Source organism: Bacillus cereus group sp. Bce041 (assembly GCF_052646455.1).
Window position 1 is genome coordinate 124955 of record NZ_JBQXON010000009.1, and the last position, 22915, is coordinate 147869.

Below are 22915 nucleotides of genomic sequence, written 5' to 3' on the forward strand. Positions count from 1 at the left end.
ACCCTTGCCTATACAAACGAAATGTGGTGTAATGCAAAAAAAGATAAAGGATTTTAAACAATGGCTGAAACGATTCAAAATTTCTTAACAGAATACTATTCAATCGCAATTCCACTTAGTATCTTAATTAACATCATCATTAGTCTTTTAGGTTTTATCCCTAGTATTTTTTTAACCGCCATTAATATACAGCTCTTTGGCGTAACAAATGGTACTGTTATTTCGATCGCAGGCGAAGCATTAGGGGCTATTATCTCGTTTTATATTTACCGCATGGGCCTTCAAAAGTTCACTCACGATAAAGTAAATAAATACCCAAAGGTAGAGCGTCTTCTTTATGTAGAAGGTAGAGAGGCCTTTCTACTCGTTCTATCGTTTCGCTTGATACCTTTCATCCCATCAAGTATCGTGACTTTATTTGCGGCTCTAGGTAAGATGTCATTACTCTCCTTCAGTATTGCCAGCACAATAGGGAAAATACCGGCATTGTTAATCGAAGTATATTCTGCCTATCATGTCATGAACGGAACAAATGAAGCAAAGTGGATTGTGACAATTGCAGGTTGTATCGGATTATATTATTTGTGGAAAAAATGGAGAAAAAAATAAAGAAGGAGCATAGGCTCCTTCTTTATTTTTGAGGTATTTTATTAATAGCTATCCTTTAAATCCTTAGTTAATACCAACAGCACTAAATGATTGCTTAACTGCTGCTACTTCCGCAGAAGTCGCACCATATAAATCAGCTGCAGCTTGTACTGCACCAGCACGAGCTTGGCTAAATGTAGTAGATTGCGTGAAATATTGTGTGTTTGCACGGTAATAAATTGCACCTAACTTATCTTTACCAATGCCCGTTACAGTTACACCCGAATGCGTACCACCATTTGCTAATAAATAAGCTTGTTTGTTAATGATACCACTGTTTGTATGAACCCCACCGTTATCACTAGTACCAGTGTAACGCTTAGAATAATGGTCTGGATCACCGTATTTCGCTGGATCACTCATAGAGCGAAGCGCATCTCCTGCTTTACCAGGCGTATAAATATCTTCACCAATCTCCCAATCCGGGTTACGGTTATCATAGAATTCTACTAAAGTACCAAAAATATCAGAAATTGCTTCATTTAGCGCTCCTGATTCATTTTGATAAATTAAGTCCGAGCTATTTTCAGTAACAGCATGCGTTAATTCGTGACCAATTACATCAATTCCACCAGATAATGAAGTGAATGTTACACCATCACCATCTCCGTATACCATTTGTGAGCCATTCCAGAATGCATTATTATACTTACTTCCGTAATGAACTGTCGATTTTAACGGAGCTCCTGCATCATTAATAGAGTTTCTGTTAAATGTAGCTTTATAATAATCATATGTTCTACCTGCATAGTAATGAGCATCTACTGCTGCTGCATCATACGCTGCATTAAAAACATTATCTGCATCTACCCATAAAGTTCCTGGCAATGTAGTACGATTTTTCGCATCATATGTGAAAATTGTTGCCCCGCGCGTATTATCTTGTAAGTAGTAAGATGAACCAGATAACGTTGTATTAAGTGATTTCGTATCTCCTAATACACCTTTACCAGTCCCTACTTTATTTGTTCCTGTTACAGGTTTTACTACTGCTTTCGCATCCTGTTTAGGAGCCTCATGCTTAACTGGTGATTTATCTTCATTTGTTACATGATCCAATTTATTATATTTATTTAATACTTTACCGCTGTCTGCTTCAATGAAATAGTAGTAGTTTCCTGGACTTGGATCTAAGAAGTTTAGATTTACAACGTATGCATATGTTGTTTCTTCACCATTTTGATATACATATAAGTCCGCTTTTGGTTCTACCTCATATTTCGGTGTTACCCCTAAATCTTGTTGCGCGATTTCAATTGCTTTTGCGCCTTCAATCTTATTTTTATTTTTCAACTTTTCCTTTTTGTCTAAATCAGGTGCAACTGTTCCAGACAATACTTTTAAAGAACCGTCTTTACTTACGTGAGCCACTTGAGTAGAACCCCATACAGGCACTCCTTCGTAAACTTGTTGCATACGTACTACTGTTGAATCAGTTACAGCATCTTTCTTCACTTGTTTCACTTTGAAAGAATCTTGCGCACTCTTTTCCCCTAGCTTGTAATCACCTTTTGCTGCATTTAAGTAATCAAACACAACAGATTCCGCTTTCTTACCAGTCGCTCCAGTTAGATCACCAGAAATAAACTCAGGTGACTGTACTGTCTCATTGTACTTCTTCGTAGAGAGTACATTTTTAGAATCCGCAAATGCAGAGCCTGTCCCTCCAAATGTTGTAACTGCCATTCCTGTAGCTAACACTAACGCTAAACTTTTCTTTTTCATGAACCTTCCCCCTAATAAAAATTTTTTTTGAAAAAGAGTAGTTTTATATTAGCATTATGTTTCCACTATTAATATACTAAAAATTCAAATAATTATTTTCTCAAGTTTTGTAGAATTTTGAGGAACAAATATTGAAAAAACCCTTTCCGATTGGAAAGGGTGGAGATTATAAATTAACTTGTTCAACAGTTTTAGCTTGTTGACCAACAATATCAGGTTTACTGCTATATTGATGTATTCCTCCAGCAACTGTAAGAGTCAATATAAACGCCAATACTCCAAATACCATCTTTTTCATGTTTATTCCTCCTTATTATCATTCATTAAATCAATAACTAACCTATAATATCGATTACTTTCTTCAAATCTCGATAAACTGGAAAAATGTTCTGCTAGTTCAACGTATACTTTCTTTAATTCTATTTTATTTCCTGCAGATTTATACAACGGGATAGCCTCATTTTCCAAAAATGCTTTATAATCTTTTGCTTCTTCAAAATATTTATATCTAAGCATTAAAAGCAAATATAATTTTGCATTAAATCTCTCTTCCTGTTTTGCTGCATCAATTCCCTTATCAATTAATGTCCTTGCCTCTTCCAATTCTTCTAATTTAATGCATACTAATGCCATTTCGTATATTGTATCTAAATAGTTTAAATCTATTTGTTTTTGAAGTTGTAGACTATCTAAATAATATTTTTTCGCTTGCTGATATTTACCTTTTTTATAATAGATACTTCCCATATTACTTAAAGTAATAGCTAATAGTACATCCTTATCAGCAAAAGATGTGGCCTCTCTCAATATACTCTCATACATTTTTAAAGCTTCTTCATACTGACCTTTTTCTGTATAACTTACCGCAATAAGGATTTGGCAATTAATTATATTCCTAAACTTATATTCACTACGAAATCCTTCTAATGCCATATTTACAAAATGAATTGCAAGATGATGAATATCTAAATGAGTATATGCAAGCGCTATATTATAATACAAGCCTGTTTCATGATACCCTTGTTCTTTGGCCATTACTTCTGTTTTTAATAAGTAATCTAGCCCATCCTTCCATCTATACTGTAAACAGCACAATAATCCTCTACTATACATATATAACAACTTCTGAAATGGAGAATATTTTTTATATACCTTCTTCAACTTATCTAATTCTTCTTCGAGTGCAGAAATATCCCTTTTCATAATTAAATAACGTGTATACAGCAGTTTATAATAATTTATAATTTCAAAATCCAACACATGCTTCATTTCACCTTGCAACTCTTCATATATACGTTCTACTTGTTGCTTGTCTAAATGAACTAGTGCATTTAACCATTCATCTAGCTTCCCCTTCACATCTTCTTCTACATCTCTCAAATCCGTCACAGCAATTTCTAGTCTTGTGCAGAGCAATTGTAGAATTTCTTCTGATGCTTCGATCTTTCCATTTTCGATCTTACTTAAGTATGAGACAGAACAAATGCCCTGACATAATTCTTCTTGTGTCATTTTTTGCTGGAGCCGTTTATAAAAGACTTGTTTGCCTATTTTTTCTAATGTTTGTTGCATTGTCCTCCTCCATTCTCATTACCCCCATTACTCTAATAATACATAAAATTTGGAGAAATATAAATTGATAAATATAAATTTTCTAAAAAATATGCATAATTTCATTTTTTTCTCTCTTGACTTCACATCAATATCTCTTCTTTGCTACGAATGGTGAAAAATTGGTATACTATAACCAAATTATGGAGGTGTTCTCGCGATGACTCATTATAAAGACGATAGTTATGCCTTACATACAGACCTATATCAAATCAACATGGCTTATACATATTGGAAAGATGGTATTCATAATCGCCGTTCTGTTTTTGATTTATATTTTCGAAAGCTTCCATTTGAGAACGGCTACGCTGTTTTTGCTGGCCTTGAGAAAATTGTAGAGTACATAGAAAATTTCAGTTTTACTGAAAGCGATATCGCTTACTTAGCAGAATTACAATTCGAAGAAGAATTCCTTCATTATTTACAAAATATGAAATTCACTGGGACGATTCGCAGTATGCAAGAAGGTGAAGTTGTATTTAATAACGAGCCTTTATTACGTGTTGATGCACCACTTGGTGAAGCACAAATTATTGAGACTGCCCTCTTAAATATTGTGAATTACCAAACATTAATTGCCACAAAAGCAGCACGTATGAAACATGCTGCAAGTAATGATGAGCTTTTAGAGTTCGGCACAAGACGTGCCCATGAGTTCGATGCTGCCCTTTGGGGGACGCGTGCTGCCTTTATTGGTGGTTTCTCCTCTACAAGCAACGTTCGTGCTGGGAAACGCTTTGGGATTCCTGTAGCTGGCACACACGCTCACTCTTTCGTTCAAGCATATCGCGATGAATACGTCGCGTTTAAAAAATACGCTGAAACTCATAAAAAGTGCGTCTTTCTCGTTGATACATATGACACATTGAAATCTGGTGTTCCAAATGCGATTCGTGTTGCAAAAGAATTTGGGGATCGTATTGATTTCTATGGCATACGTCTTGATAGTGGTGATATGGCTTATTTATCGAAAAAGGCACGAAAACTACTAGATGAAGCAGGGTTTACAAATACAAAAATTATCGCTTCTAGCGATTTAGATGAATACACAATTATGCACCTTAAATCTCAAGGAGCAAAAATTGACGTATGGGGCGTTGGAACGAAATTAATTACGTCCTTTGAGCAACCTGCATTGGGGGCTGTTTACAAACTCGTTGCGATTGAAGATACTGACGGAAAATTAAATGATACAATTAAAATTTCATCTAACCCTGAAAAAATTACCACTCCAGGACTGAAACGAATTTATCGTATTATCAATCGGGTTAACGATCATGCAGAAGGCGATTATATTGCGTTAGATTCTGAAGAACCAGGAAAAGAAGAGCGCTTAAAAATGTTCCATCCAGTTCACACATATATAAGTAAATTCGTAACAAACTTTGAAGCCCGTGAACTGCATAAAGACATTTTCGTTAACGGTGAAAGAACATATGAACTACCAAGTATATTAGATATTCAAAAATATAATGAACAGAGCCTCTCTCTATTTTGGGAAGAATATATGCGAACTTTAAACCCTGAAGAATACCCTGTCGATTTAAGCCAAGAGTGCTGGGATCATAAAATGAATTACATTCAAACAGTTCGAGAACAAGTTGAAAAAAACATACAAAAGTAAACAGAGAAGTTTCCCCTTCTCTGTTTTTTCAATACTATATGGATATTTGTAAAAAATATATTAAAATAATAAGACGAATGTATTTTATTTGTAAATTTTAATATTATACTATTTTAAAGTAAAATAATATTTGATATTATTTTATTGAGTCAATTTCAACAAAATCACCAATAAAAAAGAGGACGCGGTTCGCGTCCTCTTTTTTATAAATCTTTCACTCGTAATACACGCATTGCATTTAACACTGCAAGTAGTGTCACACCAACATCTGAGAAAACAGCTTCCCACATTGTTGCAATACCAAAGGCACCAAGTAATAAAACGATCCCTTTTACACCTAGAGCAAAGATGATATTTTGCCACACTATACTTCTTGTGCGTTTTGCAATTTTTACAGCTGTCGCAATTTTTGAAGGCTCATCAGTCATAATAACGATGTCTGCCGCTTCAATTGCTGCATCTGACCCTAAACCACCCATCGCAATACCAACGTCTGCACGGGCTAATACTGGTGTATCGTTAATACCGTCACCAACGAAGGCAATTTTTTCTTTTCCGTGCTTCGCTGCATCAATTTTTTCAATCTCTTCTACTTTTTGTTGCGGTAGTAATTCCGCATGAACTTCATCTAAGCCTAATTCTTTACCAACAGCTTCACCAACTGGTTTTGCATCACCAGTTAACATTACTGTCTTTTTAATACCTAGTTCTTTTAACTTTTGAATCGCTTGTTTCGAATCCTCTTTTACCTCATCAGAGATAACAATATAACCTGCATATCTTCCATCTACAGCAACGTGAACTAATGTACCTACTGTTTCTGGTTGCTTAAATTCAATATTTTCTTTTCTCATTAATTTTGCATTACCTGCAAAAATTTCTTTTCCTTGTACTTTTACGACTGTACCGTGACCAGAAATTTCGTTATAATCATCGATTATTTTTTCATCAATTGATTTTCCATATGCCTTTCGAATAGATTGGGCAATTGGATGGTTAGAATATACTTCAGCAAATGCCGCATACTCTAATAACTCTTCACTTGTAGTACCTTCGCTCGGTTCCATTTTTGTAACTTTGAAAACACCTTTTGTTAATGTTCCTGTTTTGTCAAAAACAATATATTTCACATCATTTAAAGCTTCTAAATAGTTACTACCTTTTACTAACACACCACTTTTAGATGCACCACCAATACCTCCAAAGAATCCAAGAGGAATGGATACAACTAACGCACATGGACAAGAGATTACTAAGAACACTAAAGCTCTATAAATCCACTCAGAGAATGTAGCTCCTTCTAAAATAAGTGGTGGAATAAACGCCATGATTGCCGCTGTAATAACTACAACTGGAGTGTAGTAACGTGCAAACTTCGTAATAAAGTTTTCCGTTGGTGCTTTTTTACTGCTTGCATTTTGAACTAAATCTAAAATTTTCGATACAGTTGATTCACCGAATTCTTTTGTAACTTCAATTGTCAACACACCGTTTTGGTTCACAAAGCCACTTAATACATCATTTCCAACTTCAACTTCACGTGGTACAGATTCACCTGTTAATGCTGAAGTATCTACCATTGATGTTCCTTCAATTACTTTTCCGTCTAACGGCACTTTCTCACCTGGCTTAACGATAATATAATCGCCAATTTGTACATCTTCTGGTGATACTTGTTTCGTTTCATTTCCAACCTTTACATTCGCATAATCAGGACGAATATCCATTAATGAAGTAATTGATTTTCGAGAGCGGTTTACCGCAATGCTTTGGAATAGTTCTCCTACTTGATAAAATAGCATTACTGCTACAGCTTCTGAGTATTGTTGAATTGCAAAAGCTCCTACAGTTGCAATTGCCATTAAGAAGTTTTCATCAAATACTTGGCCACGAGTTATGTTTCTTACCGCTCTCCAAACGATATCTCCACCTATTAATAAATAAGCAAGGACGAATAACGGAATTGTTACCATTTGTGGTAAGCCCGCTAATGCAGCAATTGCTGTCAAAATTCCGCCGACCACTAATCTCCCTACCATCTTTTTCACATTTGCTTCACCATGATCATGACTATGCCCGTGGTCATGACCGTTCTTCTCTTCACGAACAACTTTCACGTCTGGCTCTAACTTTTGAACGACATTTGTTATATTTGCTACAGTCGCTTCTAGTTCTCTTTTATTCGCAACTTCTACTCGTAGTTTCTTCGATACGAAATCAACAGTTGCTTCTGAGACAGCTGGCATTTCCTTAACTTTATTTTCAATTTTCATTGCACAGTTCGCGCAATCTAAACCTTCTAATATAAATACTTCTTTAGCAATTTTATTTTTTTGTTCTTCTTGCACTTTAATATGCGGTTCTAATTTTGTAACGAGTTGTTTTGCTTCCGTAACAACTTCGTTTTCTTTGTTTTGTGCCGTTTCTAAAATCATTGTCTTTGTTGCAAAGTTTACAGAGCAAGAATTTACTCCTTCTATATTCCCAACACCTTTTTCAATTTTCATTGCACAATTCGCACAATCTAAACCTTCTAACATCAGTTTCTTTTTCACTAACGCTTCAGCCATCGTTCTCCCTCCTCGCGTTCTTTTTATTCTTCTTCGTTTACGTGTTCAAACGCTTGCTCGAAGATATGAATTACGTGCTGGTCAGCTAACGAATAATAAACAACCTTTCCTTCTTTACGATTCTTCACAAGTTTCGCTTGCTTTAACACACGAAGCTGATGCGAAATAGATGATTGTGTCATTCCTAATAAATAAGCTAAATCACAAACGCACATTTCAGCTTCAAATAGCGCATGTAATATTCTCGTACGTGTACGGTCACCTAATACTTTAAATAGTTCTGCTACTTTACTTAAACTTTCATCAGTTGGAATTGTTTGTTTTACTTGCTCTACAACTTCTTCATGAATTATCGTTTGAGAACATGTCTCTTGTGGTGTTTCTACTTTATTTCCAGCCATTATAGCTCACCTCTTTAATTGAACATATGAACAATCATTCATATATCTTATACTCTTATTATATGAGCGCCTACTCATATGTGTCAATGAAATCTGAATTTTTTTTATGAACATTCCGTTCACATTTTAATAAGTCATATACATATTTTTCGCATCCTCTATATTCTCATACAAAAAAGGATGCACAATTCGCACACCCCTTTTTACTTACTTTTCATTTTCACCGCATCCACAATTAAAGAAACAAATCCTAACCGATTATCCCGATTTCTATGGTCAAAACGTTTCGAACGATAAATAAATCCATCTTTCTCATTCCAATCATTATAGTGAAACTTACCATTCTCATCACAGTATTCTAAGAGCCTCACTTGAAAACCTGCTGATTCAAACATGGACGTGATTGTTTTATAGTTATGAACAATTTTATGGCTTGCTGCAGGATGATCTAATGGACCAGGTCCACCTACTTGTACCCCTTGCTGATATTCTTCATCTGGAAAAAATGCATCTGGTACTGCACAACGAATATATCCATTCTCCATTAAAAACTCATAACAAATTTTTGCAGCTTCAATTCCTTCTTCATATGATAAATGCTCCCATACATGTTCTGCCAAAATTACTGATAAAGAATTAGGTTGAAATTTATCAAGCCAAGTTTCTCTCCGTAATAAATTTAATTCTTCTTCATTCGTATGTAACCAACCAGGGTTATTATTATAACCCTCTGCTCCAACTACAACTTTTGTTTCTTCCATTTTGCTCCCACCCTTTTTTCATATTCCGACATAAAAATTCAACAAGTAATATACATTCCCTTTATTTCAACAAAAGAAAAAGCCTTGCGCGCTCCCTAGACGCACAAGGCTTACTATACTTATATCCCTTTTAATTAAGCTTTTAATTAGCTTGTTCTAAATTATCCTGCGAACTTCCATCGTCTTTTAAATGACTATGTTTTTTCGAATAAACAAAGTATACAACTACTCCAATTGCTAACCAAGCACCGAAGTACATCCATGTTTTTAATGGTAGATTTACCATTAAGAATAGACAACATGCAATCGAAATAATCGGCAAGATCGGTACAAGTGGTACCATAAATCCACGTTGTAATTTTGGATGTGTTTTACGAAGAATAATAACTGACACACCAACCATCGCAAATGTTAACAACGCTCCAATATTCGCTAAATTCGACAATTCTTTTAAATCGATAAATCCAGCAATTAAAGCACTACCAATTCCTGTTAACCAAACTGTAAATGTTGGCGCTTCTGTCTTTTTATTAATTTTCGCGAAAGATTCTGGCAATAAACCGTCACGGCTCATCGCAAAGAATACACGTGTCGTTGCATAAATGTAAGCAAAAATTACTGCCATAATACCAATTACAGCTCCAATTGCGATTACACCTGCTACTTTATCTTGTCCTACAACTTCTAACACATATGCCATAGCTTCTGGTACATCTAATTCTTTATAAGAAACCATACCCGTCATAACGAGACAAACTACAACATAAATGATTGTACAAATGACTAACGAAGCGATAATACCAATCGGTAGATCACGTTGCGGATTTTTTACCTCTTCAGCAGAAGTTGCTAATGCATCAAATCCTAAGAAAGCAAAGAATACTGCTGCTCCCCCCGCGAAAACTCCACTTAAACCGTATGGTGCAAATGGTATCCAGTTTTCTGGTTTCACGTAGAATACACCAACTGCAATGAATAAAACAACGATACCAATTTTAATTAATACCATTATGTTATTCACGCGTTTACTTTCTTTCGTACCTCTTGATAATAACCAAGTTATAACTAATGTAACGATAACTGCTGGTAAATTCACCATACCACCTTGAGATGGAATCGTTAGCAGTGCTTTTGGAATTTCAAGCCCTAATCCACTCACTAAGTTATGGAAGTAACCAGTCCATCCGCCAGCTACTGCGGCAGTCGTTACAACATATACGGATAGTAATGTCCATCCCATTAAATGAGCTACAAACTCACCAATTGTTGCATATGAGTATGTGTACACACTACCTGAAACAGGAAGTGTAGAAGCAACCTCTGCGTAACATAATGCTGCAAATCCACAAACGATGGCTGCAATCATGAATGAAAAAATAACTGCTGGACCAGCATCTCTTGCTGCTACTAATCCAGTTAATACTAGAACTCCTGTACCAATTATCGCACCAATCCCTAGCATTGTTAGGTCAAATGCCCCTAGCGTTTTCGTCAAAGTTTTACTTTTACTTTCCCCTAACAATTGCGTAACGGATTTCTTTTTAAATAGGTTGGCCACGATGTATGCCCCCTTTTGCCAAGAAGAGCTAAGAGATCTTCACTCTTAGCTCTTATCATGTTGTTTTATATATTGTTCGATTTTGTTTTGTATAATGCTTCTATTAGCAAGATACTGTTTCTGCTTCTAATAATTCTTTAGCACCTTTGTACTCTACACCGTGAGCTTCTGCAACTGCTTCGAATGTTACATAGCCATCTAATGTGTTAATACCTTTTAGTAATGCAGAGTTGCCTAGGCAAGCTTCTTTGTAGCCTTTGTTAGCAATTTGTACTGCATATGGTACTGTTACGTTTGTTAATGCAAGAGTTGATGTACGTGGAACCGCACCTGGCATGTTTGCAACTGCATAATGAACAACGCCGTGTTTTTCGTAAGTTGGGTTATCATGAGTTGTAATACGGTCAGTTGTTTCGAAAATACCACCTTGGTCAATCGCGATATCTACAACAACAGAACCTGGTTCCATTGATTTAATCATTTCTTCTGTTACAAGTTTTGGAGCTTTTGCACCTGGGATTAATACTGCACCGATTACAAGATCAGACTCTTTAACAGCTTCTGCAATATTGTAAGGATTAGACATTAAAGTTTTTACTTGGTTTCCGAAAATGTCATCTAATTGACGAAGACGTTCTGCACTTAAGTCGATGATTGTTACATCCGCACCTAGTCCAACTGCAATTTTAGCAGCATTTGTACCAGCTTGTCCACCACCGATGATTGTTACTTTACCACGTTTAACCCCTGGAACACCTGCAAGTAAGATACCTTTACCGCCTTTGTTTTTCTCAAGGAATTGTGCACCAATTTGTGCAGCCATACGACCAGCTACTTCACTCATAGGTGCAAGTAATGGTAATGAACGGTTTTCTAATTGTACTGTTTCATATGCGATAGAAACAACTTTTTTCTCGATTAAAGCTTTTGTTAATTCTGGCTCCGGAGCTAAGTGTAAGTATGTGAACAAGATTAAGCCTTCACTGAAGTGTTTGTATTCGCTTTCAATTGGTTCCTTAACTTTCATAACCATTTCCATATTCCAAGCTTCTTCAGCTGTATCAACAATTTTTGCTCCCGCTTCAACATACTGAGCATCTGTGAAACCAGACCCTAAACCTGCACCCTTTTGAATGAATACTTCGTGATTGTTACGAATTAAATGTACAACACCTGCTGGTGTCATTGCCACACGGTTTTCGTTGTTTTTAATTTCTGCTGGTACCCCAATACGCATAATGAAATGCCCCCTTATAATTAACAGAAAAAAGAGATTCTTTTTTCTTTTTGTAATAATTAATAACTTATGTCCTTATTCTAGCATAACTTAAAAGTTATGAAAACGCTAACATATCATTTTCCTAAAGTTTTTATATTTAGAATAGTGTAAATATATAAAACATTGATTCTATTAGGGGTTTCGTGTCATTCCATTATCTTTCACTCTATTTTTATTATACCGCTTCAAAATAAACAGCAATCATTTATTATTTGACAATAATTTAACAATGTAAGAAACCTAAGCAATAACGTATACATATACAGTTATTACTTTACTCAATACTTTAGAGATATATTCTTTTCACAAAAAAACAGCTGCTAGCATTTAGCTAGCAGCTGGGTAACTTATAAATAACTTAGAAAATAAATCATCTGTCGTTTCAGTAATTTTATCAAACAGATCACTTTCTTCCGCTTCTTGCTCTTTTAACATCTTAATTGTTTCACGTGCATCTTCAGGGTAATCGGTTATAATACCATCTACGTTTAACTTATAATATGCCTTTAAATTTTCCATATCATTTACTGTCCATACGTAAATTGGTTTGTTTAACTTCCTTGCTTCTTTTACTAATTTCTTATTTAACATATATTCTTCTGCTACGTAAAAGTCAGCCTTCACATTCTTTAAGTTAGCTCTACTTGCATACAGTATATACCCTACTTTTATATCTGGATTTGCACGCTTAAACTCTTTAATAAGTGGATAGTGTAACGTTTGAATTACACATTGCTTCTCAAATTCATTATCTTTAATCGTTTTTAAGACTTTGTTTACAAAATCTTTTTCGCCCCCATGAAGCTTCACTTCTATATTAAGTTTGATTTTGCCATTTGCTAGCTTAATGATTTCATCAAGTGTACTTATTTGTCCTGAAAGTCCATCTTGACTAAGGGTAAGCTGCCTTAACTCAGCCATCGTTAAATCTGACACATGTACATTGGCATTTGCGAGACGTTTCAGCTTCAAATCATGTATAACCGCTAGCTCACCGTCTTTCGTTTGTAATACATCTATTTCAGCGTAGTCTGCTTTTGCATCAATAGCACCTTGTACAGCTTCTTTCGTATTTTCTACGCCTTTTGATATATACCCGCGGTGCGCCATAATAATCGGTTCTTTATACGAATTTGAAATAAACGTTACAATGAAGGCAACGACCATTCCCGCAGTAATAATCCCTACAATGTATACGCCAATGAATTTCCAACGATGTTTTTGGAAAAAGCATTTATCTGCTTTCGTTTTCGAATAATCTAATCCTTCTTCTAATAAAACATCTTCAACCGGTACCTTTTGTAAGTATAATCGCGTAATCGCCATAATATAAAATGGCGTCACAATAAAGCTGAATAAATACAATGTGCTCGTTAAAAATACAGAAATCGTTGATTCAGCTAATAATGCAAATGTTCCTTTCGGGCTTGTAAATTCATAAATACCCCATAGGCACAATAAATACATTCCCAAAAACATGACATATACAATTCCAATTGAAATAAAAAATCCTACTAAAAAGAATAGTACTTTAAAAAAGCTTTCCTTTACTAAAGTTGCACTTTTACGTGCTGCCACACGAAATGGTTTTTGCTCTAAAACAACAATAGGTAGAACGAAAATCCATCTAAGATTCAAATACGCGACTACAGCAAAGAACGTGTAATAACCAACTTGTCCCATCGTTGTCTTAAACAGCTCTCCTGTAATAAAGTTAGGAATTTGAATTTGCGGGATTAATGCCGTTTCATATCCCATATTTAAAAGAGGCAACAATACGACAGCATATAAAATAAATCCTGGTAAGCAATATGTGAAAAGAGTAGGTAAATACGTTACCGTTTTATATAAAATCGGACGTAATTTCACCTTCTGTCTTTTATGAGCGAAATACGAAATAATAATAAGCACCGCAAATTCTGTAAAGATAAGAAACAGTGCTAACAATGATAAAATTACGATTGCTAAGATGCCATAAGGCGTCTTTAAAAACGCTAATAATTCATCATTTGTCGCATTTGCATAACCACCAAAATACAATAACTTATTAAAAATGATTCCAAATAGCGGAACAAACACAATCGCTGCTAATAATTTATAAGCAAGTTGAAAAGTTAATACATTCCAAAAGGCAAATTTAACTGTTTGAAAGGAATGTCTCATTACTCCTGGTATAGATAGTTTTTTACGGTGTTGCATATATTCCTCCAAATTCTAAAACGGTATTTGAGATGGATTCCATATTTCCAGTTCTAATCCATCTTTTTAATAATAATATATTCCGCTTAACATGAACACACTTATACATATAATGAAAAAAGTGATGGCTACTTCCCATCACTTTTTCATTTATTCTATTTTTTCTCTAGCCCTTGTCCAAATGCTTTCAAGAAGCTAAAACCGAATGTAATAGCTCTATTGATATCTGGATCTTTTAATACTTTAAAGAAATCCATCACTTTTGTTTTTTTACCACTATTTAATTCATCTGTTGCAAATTGCAATCCTGTAACTAAACTTGACGTAATTTGCTTCGTTATTTCTGGGTCAACTGAAGATAACGCTTCTCCTGCCCCCATCATATTATTTAACGCATTTTTAACGGATTCACGATTTAATTGCTCCACAGCGATTTTTGAAACATCTTCCTTCGCAGCAAGTAAACTAATTGCCGCATCTAATATACCAGCCTTCTGCAACTGTGCTAAAAGCTGCATCGTTTCTTCTACTGCTTCACGATTATTAGATAGCTCATTTAGAAGTTCATCTGCTACTTGCTGTTTCTGTTCTTCCTCTGTTACAACTTTCTTTTTAATTACAGTAATTTCTTTCGCCACTCTCTCCGCCCCCTAGTCCACAAGTGATACGTATTGTTTTCTTTGCCATTTTTGCTGGATTTCAACACCGTTTTGCGGATTACGCTTTTTATCTCTCGGGTTTGAAGATGGTAACGGACGATTCCCTTTTTCACGTAGTACACGCATCTTTACCATCGTTTGTTTGTACGCTGGTGTACACGTATAAAGATCTGTCGCCGTTCCAGTTAAAATATTGATTGCCTCTTCATTTACCGTTGCATGCATCGGTAAATATAGCTCTTTCCCCGTTACACGATCTGTAACAAGTGCCTGTACTTTAATTTTCCCAAATGGTGATGCTAATTCTACAAGGCCACCATCTTTCACATTGCGCTCTAGGGCAAGTTCAGGTGAGATTTCAACGAACACTTCAGATACTTTAGATAAAATACCAGCCGATTTATTCGTCATATTCCCTTCGTGGAAATGTTCTAACATACGACCATTATTTAAAAGTAAATCATACTCATCTGGCGCTACAACTGGTGGTACCCATTCATCTAATGATAGACGAGCTAGTTTATCCGGGAAGTTAAATCCGTCCACATATAATAGCGGTGTATCGCTACCATCATGGCTACCCCAACATAAACTATTCCATCCTTCTAAACGATCGTATGTTGCCTGAGAATATAAAGGTGCAAGCGATGCAATTTCATCCATGATTTCACTTGGACTTTCATAATTCCAGTCCCCGCCAAGCGCACGAGCTACTTTTTGTAAAATCCACCAGTCTGGCTTTGAATCACCAAGCGGCTTCAATACTTCATATAATCTTTGAATACGGCGCTCTGTATTCGTAAATGTTCCCTCTTTTTCTAAGCTTGGTGCTGCCGGTAAAATAACATCAGCAAAACGAGCTGTTTTCGATAAGAACATATCTTGAACAACAAGAAAATCTAAATTCGCTAAAATATGTTGTACATGGTTGGCATTCGAATCTACTAAAGCCATTTCTTCACCCATAACATACATACCACGCAGTTTTCCTTCATCTGCCGCAAGTAACATTGCAATATTATTTAAGCCTGGTGCTTTCGGAATTGTAGTACCGTATGCTTTTTCAAATTTCGCACGGAGTGCATCATCTGAAACCGCTTGGTAACCTGGAAGCCAGTTTGGTAATGTTGCCATATCACAAGCGCCTTGTACGTTATTATGTCCGCGTAATGGGTATGCTCCTGCACCAGGACGACGATAGTTACCTGTAACAAGCAATAGATTTGAAATTGCTGCTGAAGTTGTACTTCCTCCAGTATTTTGAGTTACACCCATTCCCCAAAGTACACAAGTACCATCTGCTTCATATACCATACGTGCCATTTCTTTCAGATTTTCTTTCGAAATCCCTGTAATTTCTTCTGTATAATCAAGCGTATACTTTTCTACCATTTTGCTATATTCATCAAAATTCTTCACATTTTCAGCTATGAACTTTTTATCGTGCCAATCTTGATCAATAATATATTTCGTAATACCAGCGAGCCATACGTAATCAGTTCCTTGGCGCGGATGAATAAATAAATCCGCACGCTCTGCCATTTCATGTTTACGAAGATCCGCCACAATTAATTTTTGGTCATGTAATTTATGAGCACGTTTTACACGCGTTGCAAGTACAGGATGTCCTTCTGTCGGATTTGCTCCAACGATAATGACAAGGCCTGCTTCCGCAATATCTTTCACTGTTCCAGCGTCCCCGCCCATACCGACAGTTTTAAATAAACCGTCTGTTGCTGGAGATTGACAATAACGGGAACAGTTGTCTACATTATTCGTTCCATATATTTGACGGGCTAGTTTTTGCATAAGATAATTTTCTTCATTCGTTACTTTCGAAGAAGAAATAAACCCAAATGCATCACTTCCATATTCTGATTTAATATGCTGCATATTGGATGCAACAACTTCAAGAGCCTCTTCCCATGAAGCTTCAACAAACATATCCCCTTGGCGAATTAATGGCTTTGTAATACGATCTTCACTGTTTACAAAATCCCATCCAAATTTGCCTTTTACACATGTGGAAATACCGTTAACCGGCGCATCTGAAACAGGCTGCACTTTCAAAATGTGGCGGTCTTTCGTCCATACTTCAAATGAACAACCTACACCACAAAATGTACAAACTGTTTTTGTTTTATTCACTTTCGCCTTACGCATCGCAGCCTCTACTTCTGAAACTGCTAAAATACTACTATATCCCGGCTCTACATCCTTTACAAAATCAATCATCGGATCTAACACATCCGGTTTCAATCCTGTCATGAATCCAGCTTCACCTAACATTGATTTCTCCATCAACGCATTACATGGACATACTGTTACACATTGCCCGCAACTTACACAAGATGAGTCATTTATACTTACACCATTGTCCCATATAACACGTGGACGGTCTAAGCTCCAGTCTATCGATATAGTTTCATTCACTTGTAAGTTTTGACATACTTCTACACACTGTCCACAAGCAATACATTGATTTGGATCATATCGATAAAACGGATGTGACATATCCACTTCACACGCACTTACTTTTGGCTCATACGGATATTTCTGTTCCTCAATTCCCATCATATGTACTGTATTGTGGACTTTACAGTTACCATTATTATTATCACAAACGGTACAATACAGTAGATGATTCTCTAATATTCGATCCATTGCCTCAGTCTGTGCCTCTTTTGCACGCTGGGACTGTCTTTCGATATGCATACCGTTCTCTAATTTCGTTGAACAAGCACGCAATAACTTTCCATTTACTTCTACAATACACGTATCACAAGTTTGAATTGGATCTACTTCTGGTACATGACAAATTTGAGGATGTTCCAAATTACTCTCGTTAAATAATTGTAGTATCGTCTTTTCACCTGATGCAGAAAATTCTTTACCATCGACGGTTACACGGACTGTCTGTTCTGCCATAGTTTCCCCTCTCCTTACAACCAACTGTACAACACAATTATGAATCCGTTTTCAAAACCGCATTACTGTACATATTTTTGAAACGCTCTACCCAAATACTTTCTTATGAAGTCGATTCTAGATGTTATAAGGTATAACTACGAAAGCTTGAAAATATCACTATTCTACAGTTCTATTATATCGTACATATACAATAATAACCAAAATAATCTGTGATCTTCTTGTTAATAGGTGTTTTTATTTTTCCCATTGTTTTATGATAAATGTGGGAGAGAAATACATATAAAAGGGGAATTAAATATGGGGCCTACGCAAGAGACTTATACAATTGTACGTTATCAATCTGGTACATTTTCAAAACAACTTGATGAGATTGTTACAGAATCTCCTATTACTATTAAATTGAATGGTGAAGAATATGTAACAGTCGTATGCACACCAAATTATATTGAAGATATGGTAATTGGTTTTTTAATTTCTGAGGGGATTATTTCTTCCTATAACGATGTTGAAGAACTATGGGTTCAAAAAGATAACGGAATTGTCCATGTAAAATCATCAAAAGTGAATCCGCTCTATCAAACTTTATATAATAAACGATACGTCACTTCTTGCTGTGGAAAAGGTAGACAAGGTTTTATTTTCGTAAACGATGCGGCAAAAGCAAAAGACTTACATGATATACATGTAAAAATTACTCCTGAAGAATGTTTTTACTTAATGAATACGTTACAACAATCTTCCACTACCTTTCGCCAAACTGGTGGTGTTCACAATACCGCGCTATGTGATCGAAATAATATCCTTCTATCAAGAATGGATATCGGAAGACATAATGCATTAGACAAAATATACGGTCATTGTTTACGCAATGATATATCTGTTAAAGGAAAAATTATCGCATTTAGCGGACGTATTTCATCTGAAATTTTACTCAAAGTTTCAAAAATCGGATGTGAAATTGTTCTATCTAAATCTGCCCCAACAAAACTAGCATTGCAACTTGCCCATGATTTAGGCATTACAGTCGTAGGGTTTATTAGAAATGACTCTTGTAATATTTACACACATCCAAAACGAATTGATGGCTATCAATCCAATGTTTAAAAAATAACTCCTCAATCGAGGAGTTATTTTAGTTATAAAAATGTAACATATTAAACACTTGAATAGTTAATAAAGTTAATATATAATTTCATTACATATTAAAAAACAAAACATTGTAGCATATATCTTTTCATTCTTTTACAAATTAAAAGAGACTGCTAACAAAACGCATACACATTCTTATAAAAGCAATGGATTTATTTTATTTAAAATCGACCAAGGAGGTTACAACGATGGAAATTCGCTTATTAACGACAGAGGACGCAGAAATATATTTAAAAGTTTGTATAGAAGGTTTAACGAAGAACCCGGAAGCTTTTAGCTCTTCTTATGAAGATGTTCTTAAACATGAGGATCCTGTAGCTGCTATGGCAAAACGATTAAGCAATCCGGATAAGTATACTCTAGGGGTCTTCAAAGATAACGATTTAATTGGTATCGCTACTTTAGAAACAAAGCCTTTCATTAAACAAGAACATAAAGCAAAAATTGGCTCCGTTTTTGTTTCCCCAAAAGCGCGTGGCCTTGGAGCAGGACGAGCTCTAATTAAAGCAATTATTGAAAATGCCGATAAATTACATGTAGAACAACTTATGCTCGATGTTGTAGTTGGTAACGATGCAGCAAAAAAATTATATGAGTCATTAGGTTTCCAAACTTACGGCGTACAAGAGCGTTCATTAAAACATAACGGTCAATATTGGGACGAGGAACATATGGTTCTGTTCTTAAATGATTAATACTTCAATATAAGGTGAAACTTTACTCAGTGGGGGAGTTTTCCAAAAACATCTTTCTTAATAAGAAAGATGTTTTTTCATTACAACAATGTAATCTTCATGTCACCTTTATCGATCGTACCAAACCTTTCCATTCATTATACTAAAAATATAAAGTGAAACTTTACTCAGTGGGGAACTACATCCCACGCTGATCGCATGTACTTGATATGTAGAGGAGAATGTGACATGAAACAAAACAAACGAGCTATGCTTTTAATATTTACTACAACAATTGTAACTTCTGGATTAGCAATTTTACCTTGGTTTATTATATGAACACTCCCCCTAACAATGAAAAAAGCTGATTGCTTCTTAAGAAGCAATCAGCTTTTTTTATATTATAAAATCCCCAAAATTTTATTTACGCAACTTATAATAATAACCATAGATACGGCAACGCACATGACAACCGTATTACGATCTTGCTTTTCTTTTTTTGAAATTTCTTCTTTTGAATTCATGTGTATGATCTCCTTTTAAAAAAAGTGTGAGATAGGAAATTTTTCTTATCCGATGCGAGGTGAATACGAAAACCCTCTCTATCTCACATACACAATAGAATGGAATTGTCATTTTATAAATAAAATGACATGACGTTATGTCGCAACATAGGGTATTTTGTGTCGCTACGTTTTCTATTATAAAAAATAGTTGTGCAAAACTAGTGCATTTTTTATGTCAATTACTCTGAGCGAAAAAATCAGCCCTCCATTCAATCACATAAAAAGAGTTTTTTATTATTTTCATGTAAACTATACAAGTAGAATGAACAGTTTGGGGTGCACAAGATTATGGTAAAAATTTTATTAGTAGACGATGAAGAACGTATGTTACGATTATTAGATCTGTTCTTAAGCCCTCGCGGCTATTTTTGTATGAAAGCTACCTCTGGCCTTGAAGCACTAAAATTAATCGAACAAAAAGAATTCGATATTATTTTATTAGATGTTATGATGCCAAGTATGGATGGATGGGATACTTGCTATCAAATTCGTCAAATTTCCAACGTTCCTATCATTATGTTAACAGCTCGCAACCAAAACTACGATATGGTGAAAGGCCTCACGATGGGCGCAGATGATTATATTACAAAACCATTTGATGAGCATGTATTAGTCGCACGAATCGAGGCTATATTACGCCGTACAAAAAAAGATGGCTTTGTTAGTTTCAATGGTATTGAGTGGGATAAAACGAAACATACTGTCACAGTTTATGATGAAAAAATCTCATTAACTCCTATCGAATTTTCGTTACTCGGACTATTTTTACAAAATACAAACCGTGCTTATAGCCGAGATGATTTAATCGAAAAAATTTGGGGCTATGAAACAGATATCGAATATAGAACAATTGATTCACACATTCGTAATATCCGTGATAAACTACGCAAAAAAGGATTTCCTATTGAAGATTACCTAGAAACGGTCTATAAAGTCGGATATAAATGGAAAAGTGAATAATTACTTCGGTCAGTGGGAAATCGTATACCACTGACTCTTTATTATGAATAAGGTATGGTGAAAAAATGAGTAAACTTTCCCTTAAAATTGGGACATACTTTTTAATATTAGCTTTATGTATTGAAACAATTGCTTTCGTATCTTTTTATAAAAGCCTTTCAAAAATGCGTATTGTAGAGGAAACAGATGCTCTTTTAGAGAAAGGTAATCGCTATAGTAAAAAAATTAAAAGCCGCGAGAGACGGGATGAATATTATAAAGAAATGAAACACGCTGAACATAATAAAAATCCTAAACGTCCTGTGTACCCTGAGTTCGATATTACGAATGAGGCTGCACACTTAGTTGAATCGGAATCAATTTCTAACTCCGATATAGCTATCATTATTACTGACCATAACGGCAAAATTATTTCCACCTCAGAACCCGTAACAAAAGATATGCAAAAACAACTTACTTGTAAAACAGAAACTGTCCCAGATGGCGGATTGGTCGTTGAAAGGAACTGGAAAAAATCAAAGTTCATCACAACAGTAAGCCCACTTAACACAACAAAGTTTCAAGGAAAGCTATATATGTTATTAAAAACATCTTTCCTAGAAAATATGTTACTTAAACTCATGAACCAATTTCTTATCATTAGCGTTTTAACAATTATTTTAACAACAATTTCTGTCTTTGTTTTTTCACGCGTTATTACAGAACCACTTGTAAAAATGAAGAGAGCGACAGAAAAAATGTCAAAATTAAACAAGCCAATTCAATTAGGTATTAAACGAAATGATGAACTCGGAAGTTTAGCAAAAACAATTGAAGATTTATCGAGTGAACTTACGTATATGAAAAAAGAGCGCAATGAATTTCTCGCTAGTGTCGCTCATGAACTATTAACTCCATTGACCTATATGAAAGGTTATGCGAAGGTAGCAAAGAGAGACTCTTTAACAAAAGAGGAGCGAGAAGAATACTTACAAATTATTGAGGATGAAACGGATAGTGTAACCGATCTCGTCCAAGATTTATTTATGCTTGTACAATTAGAACAACACCAATTTGTTATAAAAAAACAAAAAGTGCTTCTTCAGCCATTTTTAGAACGAATGGTTGAAAAAACAAAAACAACATTAACAAATAAGCAAATGCAACTTCATGTATATTGCAAAGATGATTTAGAAGTTTGCATAGACGAAAGACGTATCGAACAAGTTATGTTAAATTTATTACACAACGCTTATCAACATTCGCCAGAAAACACATCTATTACGATACGTGTACTCATGGAAACAGATTCTTTTACAATAAGTGTACAAGATGAAGGTGAAGGTATTCCTGAAGAAGATATCCCGCATATTTTTGACCGTTTTTATCGTGTTGATAAATCCAGAACACGAGCTACAGGCGGAAAAGGCATCGGGCTAGCTGTTGCAAAAGAAATTGTAGAATTGCATAACGGTTCTATTCTAGTAACAAGCCAATTAGGAGCGGGAACAAACTTTATAATCGAGCTACCTTTTGAATAATATGCGTGTGAAAACACCAGTAGTAGTAAACACTACTGGTGTTATTTTGTTCATAACAACAGCTCATATAAGCTAAGCTT

At 35.2% G+C, this 22915-nt stretch carries 18 protein-coding genes; 6 read left to right on the plus strand and 12 right to left on the minus strand.

Annotated features, from left to right (window positions below):
• Positions 1–60: 60 nt before the first annotated feature.
• Entirely contained in the window at positions 61–609 is a 549-nt protein-coding gene (locus tag ACUN13_RS23380) for a TVP38/TMEM64 family protein (protein ID WP_000852222.1), read from the plus strand.
• Between the two features lie 63 nt (positions 610–672).
• Here ACUN13_RS23380 and ACUN13_RS23385 read toward each other — a convergent pair whose 3' ends face one another.
• From ACUN13_RS23385 to ACUN13_RS23395, 3 genes are all read right to left on the minus strand, one after another.
• On the minus strand, positions 673–2373 hold the full coding sequence (locus ACUN13_RS23385; protein WP_000730380.1) for a M4 family metallopeptidase: 1701 nt from the start codon (positions 2371–2373) through the stop codon (positions 673–675).
• A 166-nt stretch (positions 2374–2539) separates the two neighbouring features.
• Positions 2540–2671, minus strand: coding sequence for a quorum-signaling peptide NprX (gene nprX, locus ACUN13_RS23390; protein ID WP_000738910.1), 132 nt, complete (start codon positions 2669–2671; stop codon positions 2540–2542).
• A 2-nt stretch (positions 2672–2673) separates the two neighbouring features.
• Positions 2674–3945, minus strand: coding sequence for a tetratricopeptide repeat protein (locus ACUN13_RS23395; RefSeq protein WP_001187961.1), 1272 nt, complete (start codon positions 3943–3945; stop codon positions 2674–2676).
• 199 nt (positions 3946–4144) lie between these two features.
• Here ACUN13_RS23395 and ACUN13_RS23400 point away from each other — a divergent pair, with 199 nt between their 5' ends.
• Entirely contained in the window at positions 4145–5608 is a 1464-nt protein-coding gene (locus ACUN13_RS23400; protein WP_000150184.1) for a nicotinate phosphoribosyltransferase, read from the plus strand.
• A 203-nt stretch (positions 5609–5811) separates the two neighbouring features.
• On the opposite strand, the gene ACUN13_RS23405 is transcribed toward ACUN13_RS23400, so the two are convergent.
• From ACUN13_RS23405 to fdhF, 8 genes are all read right to left on the minus strand, one after another.
• Entirely contained in the window at positions 5812–8178 is a 2367-nt protein-coding gene (locus ACUN13_RS23405; protein ID WP_000796569.1) for a heavy metal translocating P-type ATPase, read from the minus strand.
• Positions 8179–8201: 23 nt separating this feature from the next.
• Positions 8202–8579, minus strand: coding sequence for an ArsR/SmtB family transcription factor (locus ACUN13_RS23410; protein WP_000918378.1), 378 nt, complete (start codon positions 8577–8579; stop codon positions 8202–8204).
• A 203-nt stretch (positions 8580–8782) separates the two neighbouring features.
• Positions 8783–9340 (minus strand): class I SAM-dependent methyltransferase, encoded by a 558-nt coding sequence (locus ACUN13_RS23415; RefSeq protein ID WP_061456762.1) that lies wholly within the window; start codon positions 9338–9340, stop codon positions 8783–8785.
• 142 nt (positions 9341–9482) lie between these two features.
• Positions 9483–10898 (minus strand): amino acid permease, encoded by a 1416-nt coding sequence (locus ACUN13_RS23420; RefSeq protein WP_001284893.1) that lies wholly within the window; start codon positions 10896–10898, stop codon positions 9483–9485.
• 103 nt (positions 10899–11001) lie between these two features.
• A complete protein-coding gene (gene ald, locus ACUN13_RS23425; RefSeq protein ID WP_001219742.1) occupies positions 11002–12135 on the minus strand; it encodes an alanine dehydrogenase in 1134 nt (377 codons plus the stop codon).
• 369 nt (positions 12136–12504) lie between these two features.
• Positions 12505–14376 carry a glycerophosphoryl diester phosphodiesterase membrane domain-containing protein gene (locus ACUN13_RS23430; protein WP_001164714.1) on the minus strand — a complete coding sequence of 624 codons (1872 nt, stop codon included), beginning with the start codon at positions 14374–14376 and terminating at the stop codon, positions 12505–12507.
• A gap of 155 nt (positions 14377–14531) precedes the next feature.
• Positions 14532–15014, minus strand: coding sequence for a DUF1641 domain-containing protein (locus ACUN13_RS23435; RefSeq protein ID WP_088345255.1), 483 nt, complete (start codon positions 15012–15014; stop codon positions 14532–14534).
• 12 nt (positions 15015–15026) lie between these two features.
• Entirely contained in the window at positions 15027–17963 is a 2937-nt protein-coding gene (fdhF, locus tag ACUN13_RS23440) for a formate dehydrogenase subunit alpha (RefSeq protein WP_088345254.1), read from the minus strand.
• Between the two features lie 300 nt (positions 17964–18263).
• Here fdhF and fdhD point away from each other — a divergent pair, with 300 nt between their 5' ends.
• The gene (gene fdhD / locus ACUN13_RS23445) at positions 18264–19070 is read left to right on the plus strand and encodes a formate dehydrogenase accessory sulfurtransferase FdhD (RefSeq protein ID WP_000529241.1); all 807 of its coding nucleotides are present in this window, start codon (positions 18264–18266) and stop codon (positions 19068–19070) included.
• Positions 19071–19303: 233 nt separating this feature from the next.
• Positions 19304–19810 (plus strand): GNAT family N-acetyltransferase, encoded by a 507-nt coding sequence (locus ACUN13_RS23450; protein ID WP_088345252.1) that lies wholly within the window; start codon positions 19304–19306, stop codon positions 19808–19810.
• Positions 19811–20190: 380 nt separating this feature from the next.
• Here the strand turns inward: ACUN13_RS23450 and ACUN13_RS23455 are convergent, their stop codons facing one another.
• Positions 20191–20313: a hypothetical protein gene (locus ACUN13_RS23455; RefSeq protein WP_001085006.1), complete on the minus strand. Its 123-nt coding sequence runs from the start codon at positions 20311–20313 to the stop codon at positions 20191–20193.
• Positions 20314–20643: 330 nt separating this feature from the next.
• Between ACUN13_RS23455 and ACUN13_RS23460 the strand changes: the two genes are divergently transcribed.
• Both ACUN13_RS23460 and ACUN13_RS23465 read left to right on the plus strand, forming a co-directional pair.
• A complete protein-coding gene (locus ACUN13_RS23460; protein WP_000238957.1) occupies positions 20644–21315 on the plus strand; it encodes a response regulator transcription factor in 672 nt (223 codons plus the stop codon).
• Positions 21316–21380: 65 nt separating this feature from the next.
• Complete coding sequence (locus tag ACUN13_RS23465) at positions 21381–22835, plus strand: ATP-binding protein (protein WP_088345250.1); 1455 nt, start codon at positions 21381–21383, stop codon at positions 22833–22835.
• The last annotated feature ends 80 nt before the right edge of the window (positions 22836–22915 follow it).